The following is a 19,288-nucleotide window of genomic DNA, read 5'->3' on the forward strand; positions in this document are numbered from 1 at the left end:
TCTTTTTAAAAATAACGCTTTCAAATAGATAGAACCGCCTGTTGAAAAAGTCCCCTGACACTGTTTTCTTCAGAAAAAATTATTAGACAAAAATCTGAAAACTCTTTGCTTCAAAAACCCCTTACTGATATTTCAGAAGACACTCTAGCAAAAAAAACCGAGGAATACCAAAAATAGGCGAAACTATTTTCGGATTCTTCGGCTTATTTCTCAGAACTAAACTTGTCTTAACTCTTTTCTTGTTCTTCTAACAAAAGAAAGTTGTTCAAAGAGCTGTTCGCAAGCAAGATTTACACATATTGCAAGACTTTTTCTTTATTGTAGGCATGATCAATCAAGCCACCACCAAGACACTCCATTCCATCATAAAAGACGACAGCTTGACCTGGTGTGATCGCCCGTACAGGTTCATCAAAAATCACTTCGGCACGATCGCCTTCTAATAACCGAACCGTTACCGGCACATCTTGTTGGCGGTAGCGGAATTTAGCTGTACATTTAAATTCCTTTGGCATTGGTTCATTCGTTGTAAAATGGATTTCGCTCGCATCAAGGCTTGTTGCATATAAGGCAGGATGATGAAATCCTTGTCCTACATATAACGTATTCGTTGCAAGATCTTTTCCGACTACAAACCAAGGTTCTTGTGATGCACCGCCACCACCAATCCCTAGGCCTTGTCTTTGACCGATCGTGTAATACATCAATCCAGCATGTTGACCTTTGACTTCACCATCAAGTGTCACCATATTTCCTTTTTTAGCTGGTAAATAATTACTTAAAAATTGTTTAAAATTCTTTTCGCCTATAAAACAAATCCCAGTGGAATCTTTCTTTTTAGCAGTTGCTAAACCTGCACGTTCCGCAATTTCACGTACTTGTGTTTTTTCCATACCACCTAGTGGGAACATTGTTTTCGCTAATTGTTCTTGTGACAATTGGCTTAAGAAATAAGTTTGATCTTTGTTGTTATCTACACCGCGAAGCATATGTGCTACGCCATTTTCGTCACGCACTACTTGCGCATAATGCCCAGTCGCTACGTATTCAGCACCTAGATCCATCGCATAATCTAAAAATGCTTTAAATTTGATTTCTTTATTACACATCACATCTGGATTAGGTGTCCGTCCTGCTCGGTATTCAGCTAAGAAATATTCAAATACACGATCCCAATATTCTTTTTCAAAATTGACAGAATAATAAGGAATCCCGATTTGTGAAGCAACTTTCGCTACATCCTTATAATCTTCCGTAGCTGTACATACACCATTTTCATCCGTGTCATCCCAGTTTTTCATAAAGATCCCAATGACGTCGTAGCCTTGTTCCTTTAGTAAAAGTGCTGTTACAGATGAGTCGACACCGCCACTCATCCCAACGACAACACGTGTCTTGCTGTTGTCTTTCATGGTATCACCATCATTTCAATTAGATTTTCTGAAATCATCTACGAGTTGAAGGTCGCAACTTTTCAGTGCTTTACATTATACGATATATTTTTGAAAATTTCATCCCTTATTTATCAAAGTATCAGTATAGCCTTTTAATCACTTTTAAAAAAAGAAAATTGGAATCGTCTTTCTATCATTTGCTTTTGTTCAGTCGATTGATCATAGTTAAAGACTATCCACATGAAGAAAATAAGCGTAAGGAAAGAATATAAGTAGCAAACAAATAATTGAGGATTAATAGCACCATCTTTGTTAAAAGATATACCTGATACGTTAAATAAAATGATTTTCTTCTTTTCAATTTGTATCATTTTTTCACCCCCCAAAAAAAAGCCAGCCCAAAATACAGATTAGGTTAAGGAAAATAATGATTCTTTTTAAGAATTTGGATTCAATTTTTGTGGATAAAAACAAGTTAACCCCTCCGATGATCCAACAACTCATCATCACGAATATAAAAAAGACGTAATGATAGTTGTTGATACGTGGAATGAAGTACAAACTAGTCAAAACAATTGGACTAAGTAACAAAAACGATGTTAGCATTGTAGCTTTTTTTAATTTTAATGACGGCATCTTTTTTCTCCTTTGAAATAAAAGTGATGTTTTTTGTTTATTTGTTTTGTAAAAAGTTAAGTAAATAACCTATAATTTCCATAAGTTGCATAAAATTGAAATATGTAAAAAATAGATAGTTGGTAAAAAGTAAGATCCCTCTTATTTTTTGATGGCTAACCTTGGTGGAGCAGTAGAGCCCAATTATTCCAGGTATAATCATACTCATGATTAAAAACAGTCCTTGGGGGCTATTTACTCCATAATAAAAATGCACACATACTAAGCTACTAATTGACCAAAACATAGACAAACCTAGACATATTAAATAAAATTTTTTATTCACTTTTTTCCTCCTTTCATCCGCTATGACAATAAAGCCAAATCCAACCATAGATACAAATAAGATTAAGTATAATCACTAATCTTTTTAATCCTTGAGAAGCAATACTTTCAAAAAAAGCAAGCTCCCTCTACTACATCTCCAACAAGAAACAATCGATCGCATAAGAAAATCAACGTTGTATCTTGTACAATAAGCATAATAAAACCAAGGGATATTCCTAAAAAATATAGCCTTCTATTAATAAATAAATTGCTTAAAGTAGGTGGTGAAGAACTAATTACTACCTGTTAGCCAATTAATTTTTTGCTTTTCCCCCACGCTTAACTTATTCTTTATAGCCAAGAAATTTCGTTAATCACAAGAACCACGTGAAAATAAGTAGCAAAGAAGTAATTGATCCCTAGTAATACCCACTTAATTTTTCCACCCTCGAGTTGTGCGGAAAGAATAAGTCCAATCAAGCCAAAATAAGTCAGTAAAATCAACGCCCCAATTATCTCCCAAGAAAAATGTCCAGCTAATAAGTAATTCCCCCAAATAAAACAGGCAAGTGAAAATAGCAATGGTAAACTAACTATAACCATTTTTCCCCATTTTTTTTGTGAACTAAAAAATAGCATCGTTGATACAAATAAATAGCACAATCCTACCATAATTATTAACCAACCAGAGGGTTCAAAAATAAAAAGTCCTAAAACGATAAAAATGGCAAGTCCATGGACACAAAGAAAATGGACAATCACGACGAATCCTCTTAAGAACTTAGACCGGCTACCTCTCGAAAAAATCAAGCTGACTCCACTCAACACGCAACAAGAATAATAGGATAAGAGCAACCACGCTGCTTGTTCCTTTATAACGAATGGCACAACACCTAAAGCGATACAACTACCTAACAACCCCAACGAAACAATCGTACAGGTTTTACTATTTTTTGAAATCATCCACACAGCTCCTTTTTTATAGACTGGATCTAATTTCAATAGAAACATTTCTCTCACCGTTCATTGCTTGGTTCTTACTCATTTAAGTTCGTTTACTCTTATTTTTACGCTCATTGCCAAAAAAATTTCACAAAGGTATTGAAAACGACAAGTATTTGCAAGTGGGTAGCCAAAAAATAATTGATCCCTAATAAGAACCATCGCCAACGTGTCTGTCGGATCTTCATTGATAAGTAAATTCCTGTAATACCAAGAATAATCATCAATAATTCTAAAAATAACCCTTCGATATCTAAGTAAAAATCATAAATATAGTACAGCGTTAGGAAACAACTAATCGATAGAATCATAGCAAGACATAGCCCTTTATGGTCAACTATTTTTTTCATCTTTTCTCCCTCAATAATTTTAAAAATGCCAAACCGATTCAATTAAATCTTCGCCAAATATCAAACCAATTATCAAGCCAGCTATACAGCCAATTATAGAGACTGATAAAATTTAGAAGGATCACTACTATTTTTAGATAATTAGATTTGATCTTGGTAGCAAAGAAAAGGCTAACGCCACCTAATAACCAACACGTAATCCTCACTAACAATAGAAACTTAAGCTCATCTGTTTGGATATAGCCAACATAAGCAACACTAAAAGATAACGCTAACAAAACAAATGAAATGATGGTACAGGTTTTACTTTTTAATGGGATCATTTTCTTCCTCCTTTTCATTCTTCAAACACATTTTTTAGTATTTTTTATAAGAATACTCATCTCTCCTAAACACTTGCCTTTGTCAAATACCTGATAGTTATAGACCAAAAATCCAAACGACGATATGGAAATAGGTTGCAAAAAAATAATTGATCCCTAAGAGAACCCACTTGACTTTTCTATTCTCGTTCTTGAGGTTCGCCGCAAGAATAAGACCAACCACCCCAGACAAACTTAGTAAAATCAAAAATCCAAGTGTACGCAAATAATCCCCAGAGGTAAGGTAACTGTAGTGGACCCTGATAAAAAAGCCAGCTGACAAGATCATTGGTAATCCTAAACAAATGATCGCTACTCGTTTCTGATCTTTTGTTTTCAGTAACCAGATAGATAGTAGCAAATAAACAATTAGCGCAATAAGCCAATCAAATCTTGCAATACTAACAAAGCCGATAAAAATAAATACAACTCCAAAAATACAAGCAAAATGAATGAAAGCTGCCCATCTTTTTAAAAGTTTTGAATGCACACCAGTAGAAAAAAGCAAACTGAGTCCACTGAGTAAACAACAAAGATAATAGATGAACACTAGATTGATCTCTATAAAAAGTCCGACTGACAAAGCCATTGGCAATCCCAAACAAATGATCGCCTCGCGTTTCTGATCCTTTTTTTCAGTAGCCAAATTGTTAGTAGCAAATAGGCAATTAAATCATATCTTTGAATGCCAATAAAACCGGTAAAAATATATAAAACCCAATAAAGACAGCCAAAATGAACGATAGCTGTCCATTTTTTTAAAGGGGTGGCATACACTCCGGTAGAAAACAACAAACTAAGTCCACTGAGTAAAAAGCAAAGACAATAGATTAACACTAAACTTACTTCTGAAAGGTTGTGAAAAGATTTCACAATTATCCCAACAGAGCCCCTCATTACCAATAATGTACCTAGAAAAATGCTACAGACGAAGAAAATCATGGAATACTTCGTACAGGTCTTACTTGTTAGCGACAACATCCACACTACTCCTTTCTAAAAAAAAACCTTTTTATATTCTAACAAGCTACTTTCCTTTCCAGTAATCGATATGTATGTAAGACGTCTCAATGAAGAAAGATGTAGATATGGTAATAAGTTGCAAATAAATAATTAATACCCAAAAGTATCCACTTGGCTTTTCCCTTATCGAGCTGCGCTGAAAGAATCAGACCACTTAAACCTGATAAATGAAGAATGACTATGTATCCAATGGTGTCCCATGACCATCGTCCCCCATAAAGGATTAGTTCATAATTGAGCTTGATAAAAAAGCCAGTTGAAATAATCATCGGTATCCCGAAGAAAGTGATCGCTAGCCATTTCTGCTTGCTTGCTGTCAGTAAAACGATAGCTAGGAACAAATAAAGAACGATTAAAAAAAGTACATGGAAAAGAAAAGCAAAAATAAAGAGAGAAAACCAATAAACACTACTAAAATGAATAATCGCCGCTGTCCGTTTTAAAATTTTTGAATGCGTACCTGTAGAAAAAATCAAACTGAGCCCACTGAGCAAACAGCTAAGATAATAGAAAATCATCAGACTTCCTTCTGGAAGATCACTTAACGGAATAAATCCATAAACTTTACCAAGCAAACCAACAATCATCAACATCATTAAGAAAAAACTACCGATTAAGAAATTTCTTGAAACCTTTATACACGTTTTACTGTCTAGCGATAGCATTTGTACCACTCCTTTTTTATTTTCCTAACTAATTTTTTTAAAATGTAGCAAAAAATAAACCGATCAATCCTGACACCATGATAAGAAAGAATGGAACCAAAGTTTTAAGAACAAGATAATACATGTAAAGCGCTATCACACACCTAAGAGACACCGCCATGGATAGCACCAAACCAACTAGATAAGCCTTCATTCTCATCTTCTCCTTTTATATTAATGAACAGATTGTCATAATCTGTGAAGAAAACAATCAAGTATTTATTTTAAAAAAAACTACCCTTTTACCATTTTTTCTAGAAATAATCGATTACAAAATCTAGATTCAGCAAAAAAGTTAAACTTTTTTCAAAAAAAACGTTATTTTAAATTAAATAAAAACTAAAATTTAATAACATATAAACATTATAATTATTGACTAAGTTTATTCACCCTTCTATAACCCTCTAAATAAAATTTATAAAAATCTATGAAAAACCTCTGATGTTATTGTAAAATTAAAACAACACCGCTCATAATTATGCTTTAATTTATTTCGTCCTAGCTGTTACCCTTTGTTTTACATCTTATTAAAAAAACATATATAATATAAATTTAAAGATATACAATTATTTTTCGCTTGTTATTATTTTACCATAAAAACTTAAGTGGAATACCCGTGGAATTTGAATTATTTTATATCGTCACCTGTTTATGGACACTTTTGTTTGCTGTCTCTGTCACTAATGACCATGTAGATACAACGACTAATGATCAGCTGACTCAATACAATTATTTTTCCAAAAATGAATATGCTCCCTTTGATCAAACTTTTGAATAAAAGCCAAATTACGATATCTGATTAACGGCAAAGAAAAAAAACTTTCGTTACATTCGAACGATAGAAGTAACTCCAACGGAATTTAAAAAGGCTCTTAAGTTCGCCTTATCAGACGAACTTAAGAGGCCTATTTTTTATAGACTAGCAGAAGTATTTCATGCTCTTATTTTTGTTTCAGACGTGCTAATTCTTGTTGTTTGGCTTCGTAAATTTCTTCAATGTCATCTTCTGACAACGGTGTGCCAAAGGGTTGTTGCACTTTCAACAGTTCTCTTTCTGGCGCATCTACACCGACATTCACATCATTACCGATCGGTACACTATAATGATGAATATGTCCGTGAAGATTACGGATACTATCGTTTGGTCCCAGCAACATTGGATAATGAGTCAAATAGTATTGCTGATGATTGAATTTGATGATGGTTCCGACATCATAAAAATAAAACTTTTTTGAACCAACCTTGTTTCCTGGATCATGTTTTTCTAAATACCTGAAAAAAGCACGACTGTCATGATTTCCCTTGATTAAATGGATTGTCCCATTGAGTTGTTGCACCAGCTCCAGTATGTCTTGGCTACCTTTTTCATATTGTGGGTGCATCGCCAGATCGCCTAAGTGATACACGTGATCGGTTTCTTTGACAACTTTATTCCAACTATCTATTAGCTGCTGATTCATTTCCTCCACACTAGCAAATAAACGAGGGGCAAAATCATTATTGCCTAATAAGTTTTTATGAAAAAAGTGCATATCACTAATAAAAAAATTCATATTGACCCCTTCTTACTTCCTTTTCTTTTAGGGTAAACAATCTAAGACAAAGTTACAACTGTTTAGATTCCCACAGTCTCTCTCAAATCATACCAAACTAAACGATGTCTCTTACCGTATTTCCACTTCCCCCTCCACATTTTTTCAAAACGAATATTATTTCACCATCAAAACCTAATTATACAAAAGTTATTTTTAAATATTTATAAAATAACAAATAAATATAATAATCACTCTATATAAAAGCCATTGTTAATTATTGTCAAAAAAACAATGTCACAATCACAATATATTCAAAAACGCCTTTTCAAAACCTTAAATTTTGATATAACTATGTTCGATCTAACTATTTATTTATTCTTGTTATGCATAACAACCGACAGAATAAAAAACATTTGTAACTATAAAATATAAGTAATTAAATCATTTTTATATGTTATTATATTGTTGAAATACCAAAGGAGGGGTGCTCTTGAATGTTTAGTGCGATAACCTTATAAAATCTTTCCCTATTGTCCTTGCAAGTTTAGTATTAAACGCTTATTTCTTTTTTAGACAACACCATTTTTCAACCAAAATCCAAGCGAAGGTACCATGTTTACTTTCTGTTTTTAGGACTAGAGTATGTTTTTTATAAGGTATCAATGACCAAAGAATAAAAATAAATAATACTTAATTGAGTATAAGGAGAAAAATTCATGAAAAAGTTACTCTTATCTTTACTGCCGCTTACGATGCTATTGAATCCTGCCAGCTCCGTCATTACACACGAGATGAATGAAGTCACTCTACCGCTTATTTCATATACCCAAAACAACAAACAGACACTTCAAGAAGTCAAAGACTCGAACAATCTAGAAACCACAGTAGATGCGTTAAATTTAGCTAATGATTCTAAAGCAGCATTAGCTTGGAGCAATCGTCATTTTCCAACAGTTTTTAATGAAGACATTAAATTTATAACCGGTATCAACAAAAAATTACGAATAAAATACCTGAACAGATCTGAGTACTACCAACCACAGCAAAATATAAAACTTCTTGACGATCTGTTTCTCACACAAGCATCAGAAGATATTAATTTATACGCAAACTTTACACCGGATGATTTCGGAATCAATTCAGAGTATTTTATTAGCAATCCCGATAAAATCTATCAATCCATGTTAAAAAATAGCCGTTATGGTATTGACCATGGTTACCTTCTGGGCAGTTTGACTAAAAATAAACTGAATCTTGAAAATAATGAGTATATCCAGATGAAAATTACTGTACCTAAAGGAACGAAGATGATGAGGGTTGGAACGCTCTTAGACTCAAAATACGTATTACCAAGAGAAAGCACTTTGCATTATACCCTGTCCAATTTTAATCAAAAAGATAAGACTATCACCATCAATGCACTGTTGGTCGATCGAAGTAAACTTGAACATGAGACAACCGAGTTAGAAAATAAGTTGAACCACGAAATGAAATCGCTTTACAATACTCCTTCTAACCTTGTTAAGTTGACTCCACTAGGCTTAAATGCCGGACTCGTCCTTACAAACAGCATTCGCGTCATTTCACACACCTTGGATTCTTTAAGCTCGAATCATATTCTTACTGAGAATTTACTAGAAAAGGAAAAACTTCATTTTACAAATGGTTTATTCGTTCATACAGAAGCATTAGAGAAGTTAAACCAGTACTATCCAGCGGAACAATGGCAACAAGTTTTTGAACAGAACTATGACCTAAAACATTTGGGACTTACACAATCATGGGACGACGATAAAGGTTATTTTAGTGACAGTGACAGCGTGATTACTTTTTCTCATTACGAACCAACCGATAACTTACCTCAACTAGATGTAAATAAAACCTTATCATCTACAGTCATACACGAAATTTTTCATTACCTTATTGATTTAAAAGATAGATTTAAACATAAAGAACTTTTCAAAGATGATCCCATTGCTTTTGAGACTAAAATAAAACAGCTGAAAGAAGCTGAAATAAATGAATTAGTAGCATTGTTAAATAGTTCTTATGCAAAAAGCAATTGGGAAGAATTTATTTGTGAAGCTTTCGCAGCAAAGTTCAATCCTGACAAGGAAATAAGTAATCGTTTTAAACAGGAAGTTCCGAAAACAAATCGAATGTTAGATATTTTATTTGATGAAGCACCACCATCAGCGCCTAATCATTTAAAAACAATCGAAGTCGGTGGTAATTCTGCCACTTTAACCTTTGATCATTCTACAGATAATACTGGTGTTGAAAAGTATCAGATCTATAAAAATGGAGAACTTACTAAAACTGTACTTGCTCCAAAAGATGCAAATGATCTTTCCTATCCTGATCCTGGAAAACACTCGCAAAATTTAAAAGTAACATTTGATGATCTTGAACAAGCAAAAGAATATGAGTTTTATGTTGTCGCAGTTGATGATGCGTGGAATGAATCTGAAAAAAGTTCTATACTAAAAGTAACAACACGTGACGTTGAACCACCAAAACTAACTGGACCTTTAACAGGGCAACCTTTAGTAAGCAGTGCCGCAAGGTTTAGCTGGCCTCCTCCAACAGATAATCAAAAAGTAAAAGAAGTACGGTTATACCGAAGACACTCCTCTTCATTACTAGTCGAATATACTCCGTCTTTCTTAACAACAAATGAAACATTTTTTATTGTTCCCGAAGGCACCAATTACTATACAGATTTCACCGTTGAAAAAGGGCAATCTTACACCTACTATATGACTGCTATTGATGAAGCTGGAAATGAGTCAGAACAAAGTAATCAAGTTATCATTCGAACAGAGGATAAGCATGATGAAAAGCAAAATGAAGATAGAGCAGAAAATATCACATCTTCTCAAGCAACACTTAATTGGTCTGGCCTTTTCGGCGGACTCAACGTATCAGGTTTTAATATCTTTGGTTGGTTTTCTGGTGGCGGAGGTTGGCTATTCGGTGGCATGACATCTGTCGCTGGGTCAGTAACGTCTTCTCTAGTCAATTTAACTTTAGGCATGTCGCATCACTTTGTTATCGTTCCTATAGATAGTCAAGGTAATCCGATCCATGCGGGAATACAGATCAGTGTAGACTCAGTTGATCGTTCCTCTATCCAAACCAAAAACAGTATCTTATATCAGGGGCAAGCATGGCGTAAAGAAGATAATTTCGTTCACGCAACAGATGAAGATGGTAAAGATATCCCATTCAAAGATGGGCGTATCACAACAAATGGAGCTCGTATTGATACCAGCAAGCCTGGAGTTTATGAGTTAACTTATACGTTTAAAGGAATTGCCAAAAGAACGGATTCCACTTTTACAGTTACGGTCAAAGAAGACAACTCCTCTATCCAAACTAAAAATAGTATCTTATATCAGGGACAAAAATGGCACCAAGAAGATAATTTCGTTCACGCAACGGATGAAGATGGAAATGAGATTTCCTTTGAAGACGAGCGGATTGTAACGAACAATGCTAGTGTTGATACAAATAAGCCAGGTATTTATGACTTAACCTACACATTTAAAGGAATTGCCAAAAATACGGATTCTCCTTTTTCAGTTACGGTCAAAGAAAATAAAACTTCCATCCATACGAAAGATACTGTCTTATACGTTGGGGAAGCTTGGACTAAAAAAGTCAATTTCCTTTCTGCTACTGATGCGGATGGAAAAACTGTTTCTTTCGATGACCCTAGGATTTCAGTAAACGGCACAGTCGATACTCACAAACCGGGTGACTACACCATTGTCTATCAATTTACTGATAAAGGTAAAACTGTAACTTCTACCACAAATGTTACAGTCAAGGAAGACTTGACTTCGATTAAAACAAAAGACAGTCGTATTTACACTTTACAACAATGGACTAAAGCAGATAATCTTCTATACGCTACCGATGCTGACGGAAATGAAATTCCTGCAGATGATGAAAGAATTTTCATAAGCAGAGCCGCTAACACTGCTAAACCAGGCGTTTATGAAGTCATCTATTCGTTGCAAGGAAAATCAAAAACGTTCAAAGACACAGCGATAATCACAGTAGTAGAAGACCAAACGACCTTGGAGTTAAAAGATGTAACACTATATACAGGTCAAACATTCGATCCAAATTCTCCATTTAAAAACGTAACAGATAAAGATGGACAAAAGCTTGAAGCAAAAGATGTGGAAGAATACTATATTGATGAAATCAAAACAAAAGAGCTTGACACGTCTAAACCTGGGACACACACGATTAGAATCGCTTATTATGATGCAACAAATAATTGGAAATACAGTACCCGACAGCAAATCACGATTAAAGAAGACTTGTCTTCTATCGTTACAAAAGATAATGTCGTATTCGTAGGCGAAAAATGGAATAAACAAGATGCTTTTGTGAGCGCGACAGATGAAGACGGGAAATCAGTTCCTTACTCAAATGGACGCATCACAACGAATGGCGCTAAAATCGATACAAGCAAACCAGGCGTCTATCAATTGACTTACACCTTTAAAGGGCTCGTCAAAAGAACGGATTCTACTTTTACAGTTACTGTGAAAGAAAAGTAAACAAGCAAAGGAATCCAAACTTCATTATTAGTTAGTCAAAACCGACAGCGCGTGTGAATCATGGTAAACTTAAGGAAAAACAGGAGGTATTGATTATGCCTATCAGCTTTCATACTACTCTGACTCCTTCAGCAATCGAGATTACGTTACCAAATGAACATGGGAAGATGACTATCACAAAAGAAAAACCAGCTCTACCTGATCATTCACTTTATCTATTTTTCAAAAACAAACAATGTATCGCAATCGGTCAAACCGTGGTACCTAAAAGTTGGGATCACATCGTATTGGTTCAACTTCCTTGGGATCTTGAAGCCAGTCATCTAAGCTACCTACTTCAAGAACAGGCAGAATCAACGGGATTGACAGTAGAAATCGATGATTCCGCAAAAGAAACGATCCCTCAAGTACAAGTCAAAAAGTTAGCGGAACCAGTCGAAGAAATCACAAAAATCTTGGCAGTATTTGGTTACTCTTTAGAAAAAAGCAGTCCTCAAAAGAAAAAGCCGGCAAAAGCAAGACATCGTTGGACAAAGGAAGTTAGTGAGATCCCTTTTACCGTTAATTTTAGAAACAGTCAGGCAACACTTTATTGGATCAGTCGAAATGAACTATTGATCAAAAAGGGGGCTATACTATTAGCGGAAGCTCCTTTAAATAAAGACGGTTCCGTCAGTTATGCGGCAAAATATGGGGATAAATTACGTGATGATTATAAAGATAGCATTGTAGGAAATAAAACAATCAAAGATATTATCGTCAAAAGCGTCAATGAAGCAAGTCTGTTACTCTACTTCGGTGGAACAAACAGCTGGTTAGAAATCATTGATGAAAATGGTAAATCCTTAGATGAGTGGACAAAAGTAGAATAGAGGAATGGTTATTCTCTAGCGATTGTCCCGTTTCAATAGATAGTAAAAAAGCAAAGAAATCAGCTTTACTAGCTGTTCTCTTTGCTTTTTTTACTGGCAACAATGATAGATACGTTCGACTTCCTTAGACTTTTTCAAATAATCCTCGGCTGATCATACCATCCATCAAAAAATAAAATTTATCTTGACTCATTTTTTGCCGGTCGTCTTTAAAAATATTGACTGCTTTCAATCCGTTAGCTGTCGTAATAGACATTTTTAGTGTTTGGATATCCTTCGAAACAGTGATTTTTAGTTTAAACCCTTCTTTGCTTTGTGGGGTTGCATCTAGCGGACGGATCAACTGATAGTTACCGCCATTTGTTTCGATAAATCCATTGTCTCTCAAAGTGTAACGTTTTGCATCTGGATGTAAACGATAACTTGTTTTTGCTCCTAAAACTGTGGCTGTTTTTTCAAATGCCATGATTTTCACCTCGGTAAATTGATTTCTACTTTTATTATAAAAGTTTCTTGCATCATTTACTAGGTTTTTTCCAACTTAGATTGATTGGATCAATACATCAAGAAAACGTTGGACTTCTTCTTTGGTATTGCCGTAACCAAAACTGATTCGTATGGATTCTTTAAGGATTGGTGTATCTTTCCCATACATTGCCTCCAGCACATGCGAAGGTTCGATATTACCAGCTGTACATGCTGACCCAGTAGATATCGCAATCCCATTTAGATCCAACTTCATCAAAAGTAAGTCATTCGAAACACCAGGTAATCGAAGGTTTAACACATGTGGTAATTTGTTGTTTAAATCGCCGTTGACTTGATAAGAAATTCCTTCTTTTTCCAAGGTATTCAAAATCAATTCTTGGAATCCAGCATATTTTTCACTTCGAGCTTCACGTTCTTCGGCAGTTAAAAGTTTGACCGCTTGCGCCATTCCCCAAATACCTGAGAGATTTTCAGTACCTGCTCGCCGCTTTTCTTCCTGTTCTCCACCTAAAAGTAGTGAAGGAATATTTATGCCATCTTTTTTATATAAAAATCCTACGCCTTTTGGTCCATTGATTTTATGGGCAGAGATGCTAAGTAAATCAACACCTAACTCCCTTGGATGAATCGTCTGATTCCCATAAGCTTGAACCGCATCGGTATGAAAATAAGCAGGGTGTTCCCGCAACCGTTCGCCGATTTCTTTGATTGGCATCAAATTCCCGATTTCATTATTCCCAAACATGATCGAGACTAAAATCGTTTCATCACTTAATGCTTCATCAAAGTCAGTTAGTGAAATATTGCCTTTTTCATCTACTGGTAAATACGTGACTTCAAAGCCTTGTGTTTCCAGATATTTCATTGTATTCAAGACAGCAGGATGTTCGATAGCGGTAGTGATCAAATGATTCCCGTCTTTTTTTCGTGAAAAAGCCGTTTCAAGGATCGCTGTATTATCGCCTTCTGTCCCTCCACTATTAAAAATGATTTCATGATCATTGACTTGTAAACTATCAGCAATAAGTTGTCTTGCTGTTTCTAACTTTTCATGGGCAATTCGGCCGAAGCCATGGATACTCGAAGGATTCCCAAAGGTTTCTTGCATCATTGTGGTCATTTCTTGAATGACGTAGGGATGCATGGGCGTCGTCGCTGCATGATCCAAATAGATTTTTTCCAACTTCTTTCATCCCTTCCAAATAGAACTAGGCACATTCTAGCATAAAATAAGCAAGTTACCAAAGAAACAATCGCTAAACCAGGATAGTTTCCCAACTTTTAGAAAAAAATTCGTTCCACAATTCGTGCTACCACGATTGTCGAACGAATTTTATTTCATCACTTAACAAAAAATGATTAATCAAATACTTTTTCTTCTAGACGGAACAATGGACTCATTGGTGTATTTTCATGAATTCGTTTAACCGCTTCTCCCATCAGCTCTGAACAAGTAACAATCGTTAAATTGTTAGGATGACGTTCTTCTTGAGTAAATACAGAATCAGTGATGCAGATATCTTTAATCGGTGCATCATCTAAAATTTGTTTTGCAGGAACAGACAACAAGCCATGTGAAGCACAAGCATAAACCTCTTTTGCTCCGTTTTCTTTCAAAACATTAGCAGCTCGAGCAAGCGTTGCACCAGTATTCAAGATGTCATCGACCATGATACATGTTTTTCCCTGGACATCGCCAATCACGTATCCACTATTTTCATCTGCATCATCGGCGTGATCCACGATCGCCAATGTACTATTCAAATATTCAGAAAGACTTCTTGCACGTTGGACACCACTATTTTTTGGTGAAACGACAACAATATCGTCACCTGTTAAACCAAGTTCTCGGTAATAGTGAGCAAACAATGGCATTGTGAATAAGTTATCTACAGGGATATCAAAGAATCCTTGGACTTGAACTGTATGCAAATCCAATGTCAGCACACGAGTTGCGCCAGCTTCTTGGATCAAATTAGCAATCAATTTAGCTGTGATCGGTTCATGTGGTTTTGCTGTACGGTCTTGTCTGGCATAACCGTAATAAGGTAACACAACATTGATTGTTTTTGCACTGGCACGTTTCATCGCATCGATCATGATCAATAATTCCATATAATAATCATTAACTGGCTGATTGGTTGATTGCACGATATAAACATGATCCCCACGAATACTTTCTTCGATATTGATCGAGATCTCTCCATCACTAAATTGTTTTACGACACTTTTTCCTAGCTCCGTTCCAAACACCTTGGCAATTTTTTCTGCCAGTGGTCGATTTCCATTCAAGCTAAAGATTTTCAATGTGTCATCCTGATACTTTTTACTCATGTTGTCCTCCCTATTGTTCTCTCTTCTTCGATAGTTTAACATATTTTTTCCAGTTTTTCTGGTAATTTCTGTAAATAATTTTTAAGGCAGCGAAACAGTTCCATTACACCAACTAGCAGGAATCAATTGATCCGTGTTGCCCCAGTTGTCATGAACTTTGTAAAAGCGTTCTCCAGAAGAGGATCGATAATATGCATATGCAGTGACCCAATGATTGCCATAGGTGCTCCCTAATACTTTCAACACCCCTAAGATCACAGGTTTTCCTTGGCGAATCCGTTTAGTCGCTCGCTGCCAAGAACCAAGCATCGTACTTCTAGCAGACACTCGATTTCCTGTATGTTTTAAAAACTTCGTGATACCATGACTGACTTGACCGGGAACCGTCGGAAGTCCTAGCGGCTGGATCGCTTGGCGTAATGCTTCACTTAGTTGCGCATGGTCTTTCGTTCCTTTTTCACGTAACGTTGGAGAGAAAAACAATTCGTTTTGAAAATCTTGGTAATAAGCAATAAGGACAGTTGCAGCATAGGTCCCACAAAGATAGCCAGACGGTGTCCGCCAATTTTTATAGTTTAAAAACCGTTGTTCAGGCAATCCCACCCAACAATCCAAAAGTTCTTGTCCGTTTTCCTTTGGCGCAATCAAAGCTTTTTCACGATTATCTGCAAGCCAACGAGAAATATTGGTGACTTCTGCTTCAGTCATCGGTACGAGTTGATAAGCTTTTCTTGCATCTGGGTAGGAGTGGCTCGCAGGACCGTATTCTATTGGTTGTTTGTTTTGATCTAGGATGACATAACTACCATCTTCAAAAATTAAAGCGTAACCCTTTTCTTCATCCTTCATCGCCAACTGTTCCACAGCGCTTAACCGTTTCTTGATACCATCTAGATTCCATTCGATTGATTGTTCAAATACAGTTTTCAAGAACGAATCACCTCCGTCTTTTTTATTATAAGTGAAATAAGGAGAAAAACAAATCAGATAGACTAGTTCTGCTGTGACTACGGCAAGACCCCAACAAGTGCTTCTTTCCTCTTTCTATTTGTTTATTCGCTGTTTTTATATGATAATAGGAACATTAGATAAAAAGGAGCGATAACCGAATGAACAAAGAACTTATAAAGCAAGACTTTTTTGAAGCTGTGAATGAAGAATGGCTAAAAACAGCCAAGATCCCCGCTGATAAACCAGCCACTGGCGGTTTCCAGGACTTAGTTGACGGTATCGATGATCTTTTGATGACAGATATTGATCATATGCTGGCTGAACCTGATAAAGTCCAATCAGATATGATGCGTCACTTTCTTCATTTTTATCAATTAGCTAATGATTATGATCGAAGAAACCAGTTAGCTGCTAAACCGTTGCTTCCTTTAATTGAACGAATTGAAAAAATCGAATCTTTTGAAGACTTGAACCAACAATTTCCTACTTGGACATTGGATAGTTTACCTTTACCGTTTAGCTTAGATGTCGATGCGGATATGAAAAATGCACAAACAAACGCATTATTTGCTTATCCCCCTTCATTATTTCTACCTGACAAAACTTACTATACTGCAGAACATCCAAATGGTGCGCAACTATTAGGCGTTTTCTTTGATATGATGGTCCAACTCGTTGAATTAACCGGAAAAGAAAAAAGCCAAGCAGAGGCAATCGTTGAACAAGCCATCCAATTTGATCGATTGGTTGCGCCTCATGTTAAAAGTGCGGAAGAAAAAGCGGATTATAGCAAAATGTACAATCCCCGGTCATTTGACACCTTCATCCACTATACCGATAAACTGGATCTGGAAAAGTTGACAGTGGGATTGATTGGTACCACACCGGATAAAGTAATCGTGACGGATCCTGTTTATTTTGAACAGTTAGGCGAACTACTAACCACAGAACATTTTCAATTGATCAAAAGCTGGATGATCGTCCGAACGATTCGTTCGTTGAGTAGTTATCTATCAGAAGACTTTAGACAAATCAGCGGAATCTTCTCACGGACACTCTCAGGCACAGATGAAGCCATGCCGCAGAAAAAAGCTGCCTATTACTTAGCTTCAGGTCAATTTGACCAAGTAGTTGGCGATTATTATGGCAAAAAATACTTTGGTGAAGCGGCCAAAAAAGATGTTGAGCATATGATCGAAAAAATGATCTCTGTCTATAAAGATCGTTTAGAAAAAAACAACTGGTTAAGCGATACTACTCGAAAAAAAGCGATCATCAAATTAGATAAACTAGGAGTTCAGGTCGGCTATCCAGACCAAATCCCTGCTTTATATACGAAGTACCACACAGTGACACAAGAAGAAGGCGGAACCTTGCTTTCCAACGCTTTAGCCTTCAGCAAAATCGAATTGAAAGAACGTTTTGGTCGCTGGAATCAACCTGTTGATCGGACGGAATGGGAAATGAGTGCTGATACAGTCAACGCCTATTACCACCCTTTCAGAAATGTCATTGTTTTTCCAGCTGCTATTTTACAAGCACCATTTTATAGTTTAGAACAATCAAGTTCAGCAAACTACGGTGGGATCGGTGCCGTCATCGCCCATGAAATCTCTCATGCCTTCGATAATAATGGTGCCTTATTCGATGAATATGGTAATTTAAATAACTGGTGGACGGAAGAAGATCTAGCGCACTTCCAAGAAAAAGCCCAAGCAATGATCGAAGAATTTGATGGCTTATCATTTGCTGATGGTACTGTTAATGGTAAGCTTACTGTTTCAGAAAATATAGCAGATGCGGGCGGTCTAAGTTGTGCTTTAGAAGCAGCAAAAACCGAAGCAGATCACTCACTAGCAGACTTTTTCATCAGCTGGGCGACGATTTGGCGGACAAAAGCAAAAAAAGAATACCAACAATTGTTGTTACAAATCGACGTTCATGCCCCTGCTAAATTACGTGCCAATATCCAACCCCAAAACTTGATGGAATTTTATGACACATTTGCGATCACTGAAAAAGACGCGATGTATCTTCCACCTGAAAAACGAGTGCATATCTGGTAATACAGTTAAAAAACGCTCCAATGGCAATAAGAAAATTTTTTGAAACAACCTCTCATATAAAAAAATTGACTTATTTCAAGGAGCGGTTGTTTGAACACTATTTTTCTCTTTACGAGGGACTGAGACAAAAGTTGTCTCAGTCTTTTCTAGTATCTCTAAAAACGGATAAACGGTGTTCAAGAAGCAACTCCTCAACAATAAGCGATGATTTTCTAAAATATGAGGAACTATTTTAAAAAATCCTCTCTTATTCGCTCGGAGCTAAACGCTTCTTTCACAGCCTCTTGCTAAACGGTGTTCAAACATCAGCTCCTTGAAATAAGCCTGAATTTTTCAAAACATGAGGAGCTGTTTCAAAAAATTCTTTCTTATTGTCATCAGAGCTACCCGATGTTTTCACGACCTCTGATTCACGGTGTTCAAAGAGCTGACCTTCGGCGATAAGTCAAAAAATCTCAAAACATGGGAAGCTGTTTCGAGATTTCCATCCTTAATGCTCCTGCGATTACTCGTCGCAGTTTTTACTTGGTGAGCGCTCAGGTCAACACACTCTTTTCACGACCTCTTGTTCACGGTGAGACAAAAGTAGCATCTTCGGAAATTCCTTCTTATTTCTTGATGCTGAACACTTTTGTCTCAACCTCTCTTAATATTATCATTTACTTTTCTACCAAGCTCATTTTGACT

At 36.0% G+C, this 19,288-nt stretch carries 16 protein-coding genes; 4 read left to right on the top strand and 12 right to left on the bottom strand.

Features of this window, described 5'->3' with window-relative positions; all coding sequences use genetic code 11:
- Positions 1-290 precede the first annotated feature (290 nt).
- From mnmA to IGL28_RS11085, 7 genes are all read right to left on the bottom strand, one after another.
- On the bottom strand, positions 291-1,412 hold the full coding sequence (gene mnmA, locus IGL28_RS11055) for a tRNA 2-thiouridine(34) synthase MnmA (RefSeq protein ID WP_010720804.1): 1,122 nt from the start codon (positions 1,410-1,412) through the stop codon (positions 291-293).
- Positions 1,413-1,546: 134 nt separating this feature from the next.
- Positions 1,547-1,765, bottom strand: a complete 219-nt coding sequence (locus tag IGL28_RS11060) for a hypothetical protein (RefSeq protein WP_081128486.1) — start codon at positions 1,763-1,765, stop codon at positions 1,547-1,549.
- A 922-nt stretch (positions 1,766-2,687) separates the two neighbouring features.
- On the bottom strand, positions 2,688-3,299 hold the full coding sequence (locus tag IGL28_RS11065; RefSeq protein WP_128427716.1) for a hypothetical protein: 612 nt from the start codon (positions 3,297-3,299) through the stop codon (positions 2,688-2,690).
- 110 nt (positions 3,300-3,409) lie between these two features.
- Positions 3,410-3,688, bottom strand: coding sequence for a hypothetical protein (locus tag IGL28_RS11070; protein WP_081128482.1), 279 nt, complete (start codon positions 3,686-3,688; stop codon positions 3,410-3,412).
- Between the two features lie 38 nt (positions 3,689-3,726).
- On the bottom strand, positions 3,727-4,011 hold the full coding sequence (locus IGL28_RS11075; protein WP_081128480.1) for a hypothetical protein: 285 nt from the start codon (positions 4,009-4,011) through the stop codon (positions 3,727-3,729).
- A 97-nt stretch (positions 4,012-4,108) separates the two neighbouring features.
- The gene (locus IGL28_RS11080; RefSeq protein WP_241547366.1) at positions 4,109-4,639 is read right to left on the bottom strand and encodes a hypothetical protein; all 531 of its coding nucleotides are present in this window, start codon (positions 4,637-4,639) and stop codon (positions 4,109-4,111) included.
- 478 nt (positions 4,640-5,117) lie between these two features.
- A complete protein-coding gene (locus tag IGL28_RS11085; protein WP_081128478.1) occupies positions 5,118-5,738 on the bottom strand; it encodes a hypothetical protein in 621 nt (206 codons plus the stop codon).
- Between the two features lie 655 nt (positions 5,739-6,393).
- On the opposite strand from IGL28_RS11085, the gene IGL28_RS11090 reads away from it, so the two are divergent.
- Positions 6,394-6,555, top strand: a complete 162-nt coding sequence (locus IGL28_RS11090) for a hypothetical protein (protein WP_164885429.1) — start codon at positions 6,394-6,396, stop codon at positions 6,553-6,555.
- Positions 6,556-6,718: 163 nt separating this feature from the next.
- Here IGL28_RS11090 and IGL28_RS11095 read toward each other — a convergent pair whose 3' ends face one another.
- Positions 6,719-7,330, bottom strand: coding sequence for a metallophosphoesterase (locus IGL28_RS11095; protein ID WP_081128476.1), 612 nt, complete (start codon positions 7,328-7,330; stop codon positions 6,719-6,721).
- A gap of 698 nt (positions 7,331-8,028) precedes the next feature.
- Here IGL28_RS11095 and IGL28_RS11100 point away from each other — a divergent pair.
- Entirely contained in the window at positions 8,029-11,889 is a 3,861-nt protein-coding gene (locus IGL28_RS11100; protein WP_081128474.1) for a bacterial Ig-like domain-containing protein, read from the top strand.
- A 95-nt stretch (positions 11,890-11,984) separates the two neighbouring features.
- Positions 11,985-12,761: a hypothetical protein gene (locus tag IGL28_RS11105; RefSeq protein ID WP_081128472.1), complete on the top strand. Its 777-nt coding sequence runs from the start codon at positions 11,985-11,987 to the stop codon at positions 12,759-12,761.
- A 124-nt stretch (positions 12,762-12,885) separates the two neighbouring features.
- Here the strand turns inward: IGL28_RS11105 and IGL28_RS11110 are convergent, their stop codons facing one another.
- From IGL28_RS11110 to IGL28_RS11125, 4 genes are all read right to left on the bottom strand, one after another.
- The gene (locus tag IGL28_RS11110) at positions 12,886-13,227 is read right to left on the bottom strand and encodes a DUF1831 domain-containing protein (RefSeq protein ID WP_081128470.1); all 342 of its coding nucleotides are present in this window, start codon (positions 13,225-13,227) and stop codon (positions 12,886-12,888) included.
- Between the two features lie 75 nt (positions 13,228-13,302).
- Entirely contained in the window at positions 13,303-14,433 is a 1,131-nt protein-coding gene (locus IGL28_RS11115) for a cysteine desulfurase family protein (RefSeq protein ID WP_081128468.1), read from the bottom strand.
- 176 nt (positions 14,434-14,609) lie between these two features.
- Positions 14,610-15,584 carry a ribose-phosphate diphosphokinase gene (locus IGL28_RS11120; RefSeq protein WP_010720818.1) on the bottom strand — a complete coding sequence of 325 codons (975 nt, stop codon included), beginning with the start codon at positions 15,582-15,584 and terminating at the stop codon, positions 14,610-14,612.
- Between the two features lie 81 nt (positions 15,585-15,665).
- Complete coding sequence (locus IGL28_RS11125; protein WP_438843957.1) at positions 15,666-16,514, bottom strand: dihydrolipoamide dehydrogenase; 849 nt, start codon at positions 16,512-16,514, stop codon at positions 15,666-15,668.
- Positions 16,515-16,693: 179 nt separating this feature from the next.
- Here IGL28_RS11125 and IGL28_RS11130 point away from each other — a divergent pair, with 179 nt between their 5' ends.
- On the top strand, positions 16,694-18,601 hold the full coding sequence (locus IGL28_RS11130) for a M13 family metallopeptidase (protein ID WP_128427465.1): 1,908 nt from the start codon (positions 16,694-16,696) through the stop codon (positions 18,599-18,601).
- Positions 18,602-19,288 lie beyond the last annotated feature (687 nt).

Origin of the sequence: Enterococcus sp. AZ077, from assembly GCF_051714965.1 — a bacterium.
Taxonomy (GTDB): Bacteria; Bacillota; Bacilli; order Lactobacillales; family Enterococcaceae; genus Enterococcus_B; species Enterococcus_B hirae.

Coding starts and splice junctions, on each gene's coding strand:
- mnmA (WP_010720804.1), bottom strand. CDS start 1,412: ATGAAAGACAACAGCAAGACACGTGTTGTCGTTGGGATGAGTGGCGGT.
- IGL28_RS11060 (WP_081128486.1), bottom strand. CDS start 1,765: ATGATACAAATTGAAAAGAAGAAAATCATTTTATTTAACGTATCAGGT.
- IGL28_RS11065 (WP_128427716.1), bottom strand. CDS start 3,299: ATGATTTCAAAAAATAGTAAAACCTGTACGATTGTTTCGTTGGGGTTG.
- IGL28_RS11070 (WP_081128482.1), bottom strand. CDS start 3,688: ATGAAAAAAATAGTTGACCATAAAGGGCTATGTCTTGCTATGATTCTA.
- IGL28_RS11075 (WP_081128480.1), bottom strand. CDS start 4,011: ATGATCCCATTAAAAAGTAAAACCTGTACCATCATTTCATTTGTTTTG.
- IGL28_RS11080 (WP_241547366.1), bottom strand. CDS start 4,639: ATGGCTTTGTCAGTCGGACTTTTTATAGAGATCAATCTAGTGTTCATC.
- IGL28_RS11085 (WP_081128478.1), bottom strand. CDS start 5,738: ATGCTATCGCTAGACAGTAAAACGTGTATAAAGGTTTCAAGAAATTTC.
- IGL28_RS11095 (WP_081128476.1), bottom strand. CDS start 7,330: ATGAATTTTTTTATTAGTGATATGCACTTTTTTCATAAAAACTTATTA.
- IGL28_RS11100 (WP_081128474.1), top strand. CDS start 8,029: ATGAAAAAGTTACTCTTATCTTTACTGCCGCTTACGATGCTATTGAAT.
- IGL28_RS11105 (WP_081128472.1), top strand. CDS start 11,985: ATGCCTATCAGCTTTCATACTACTCTGACTCCTTCAGCAATCGAGATT.
- IGL28_RS11110 (WP_081128470.1), bottom strand. CDS start 13,227: ATGGCATTTGAAAAAACAGCCACAGTTTTAGGAGCAAAAACAAGTTAT.
- IGL28_RS11120 (WP_010720818.1), bottom strand. CDS start 15,584: ATGAGTAAAAAGTATCAGGATGACACATTGAAAATCTTTAGCTTGAAT.
- IGL28_RS11130 (WP_128427465.1), top strand. CDS start 16,694: ATGAACAAAGAACTTATAAAGCAAGACTTTTTTGAAGCTGTGAATGAA.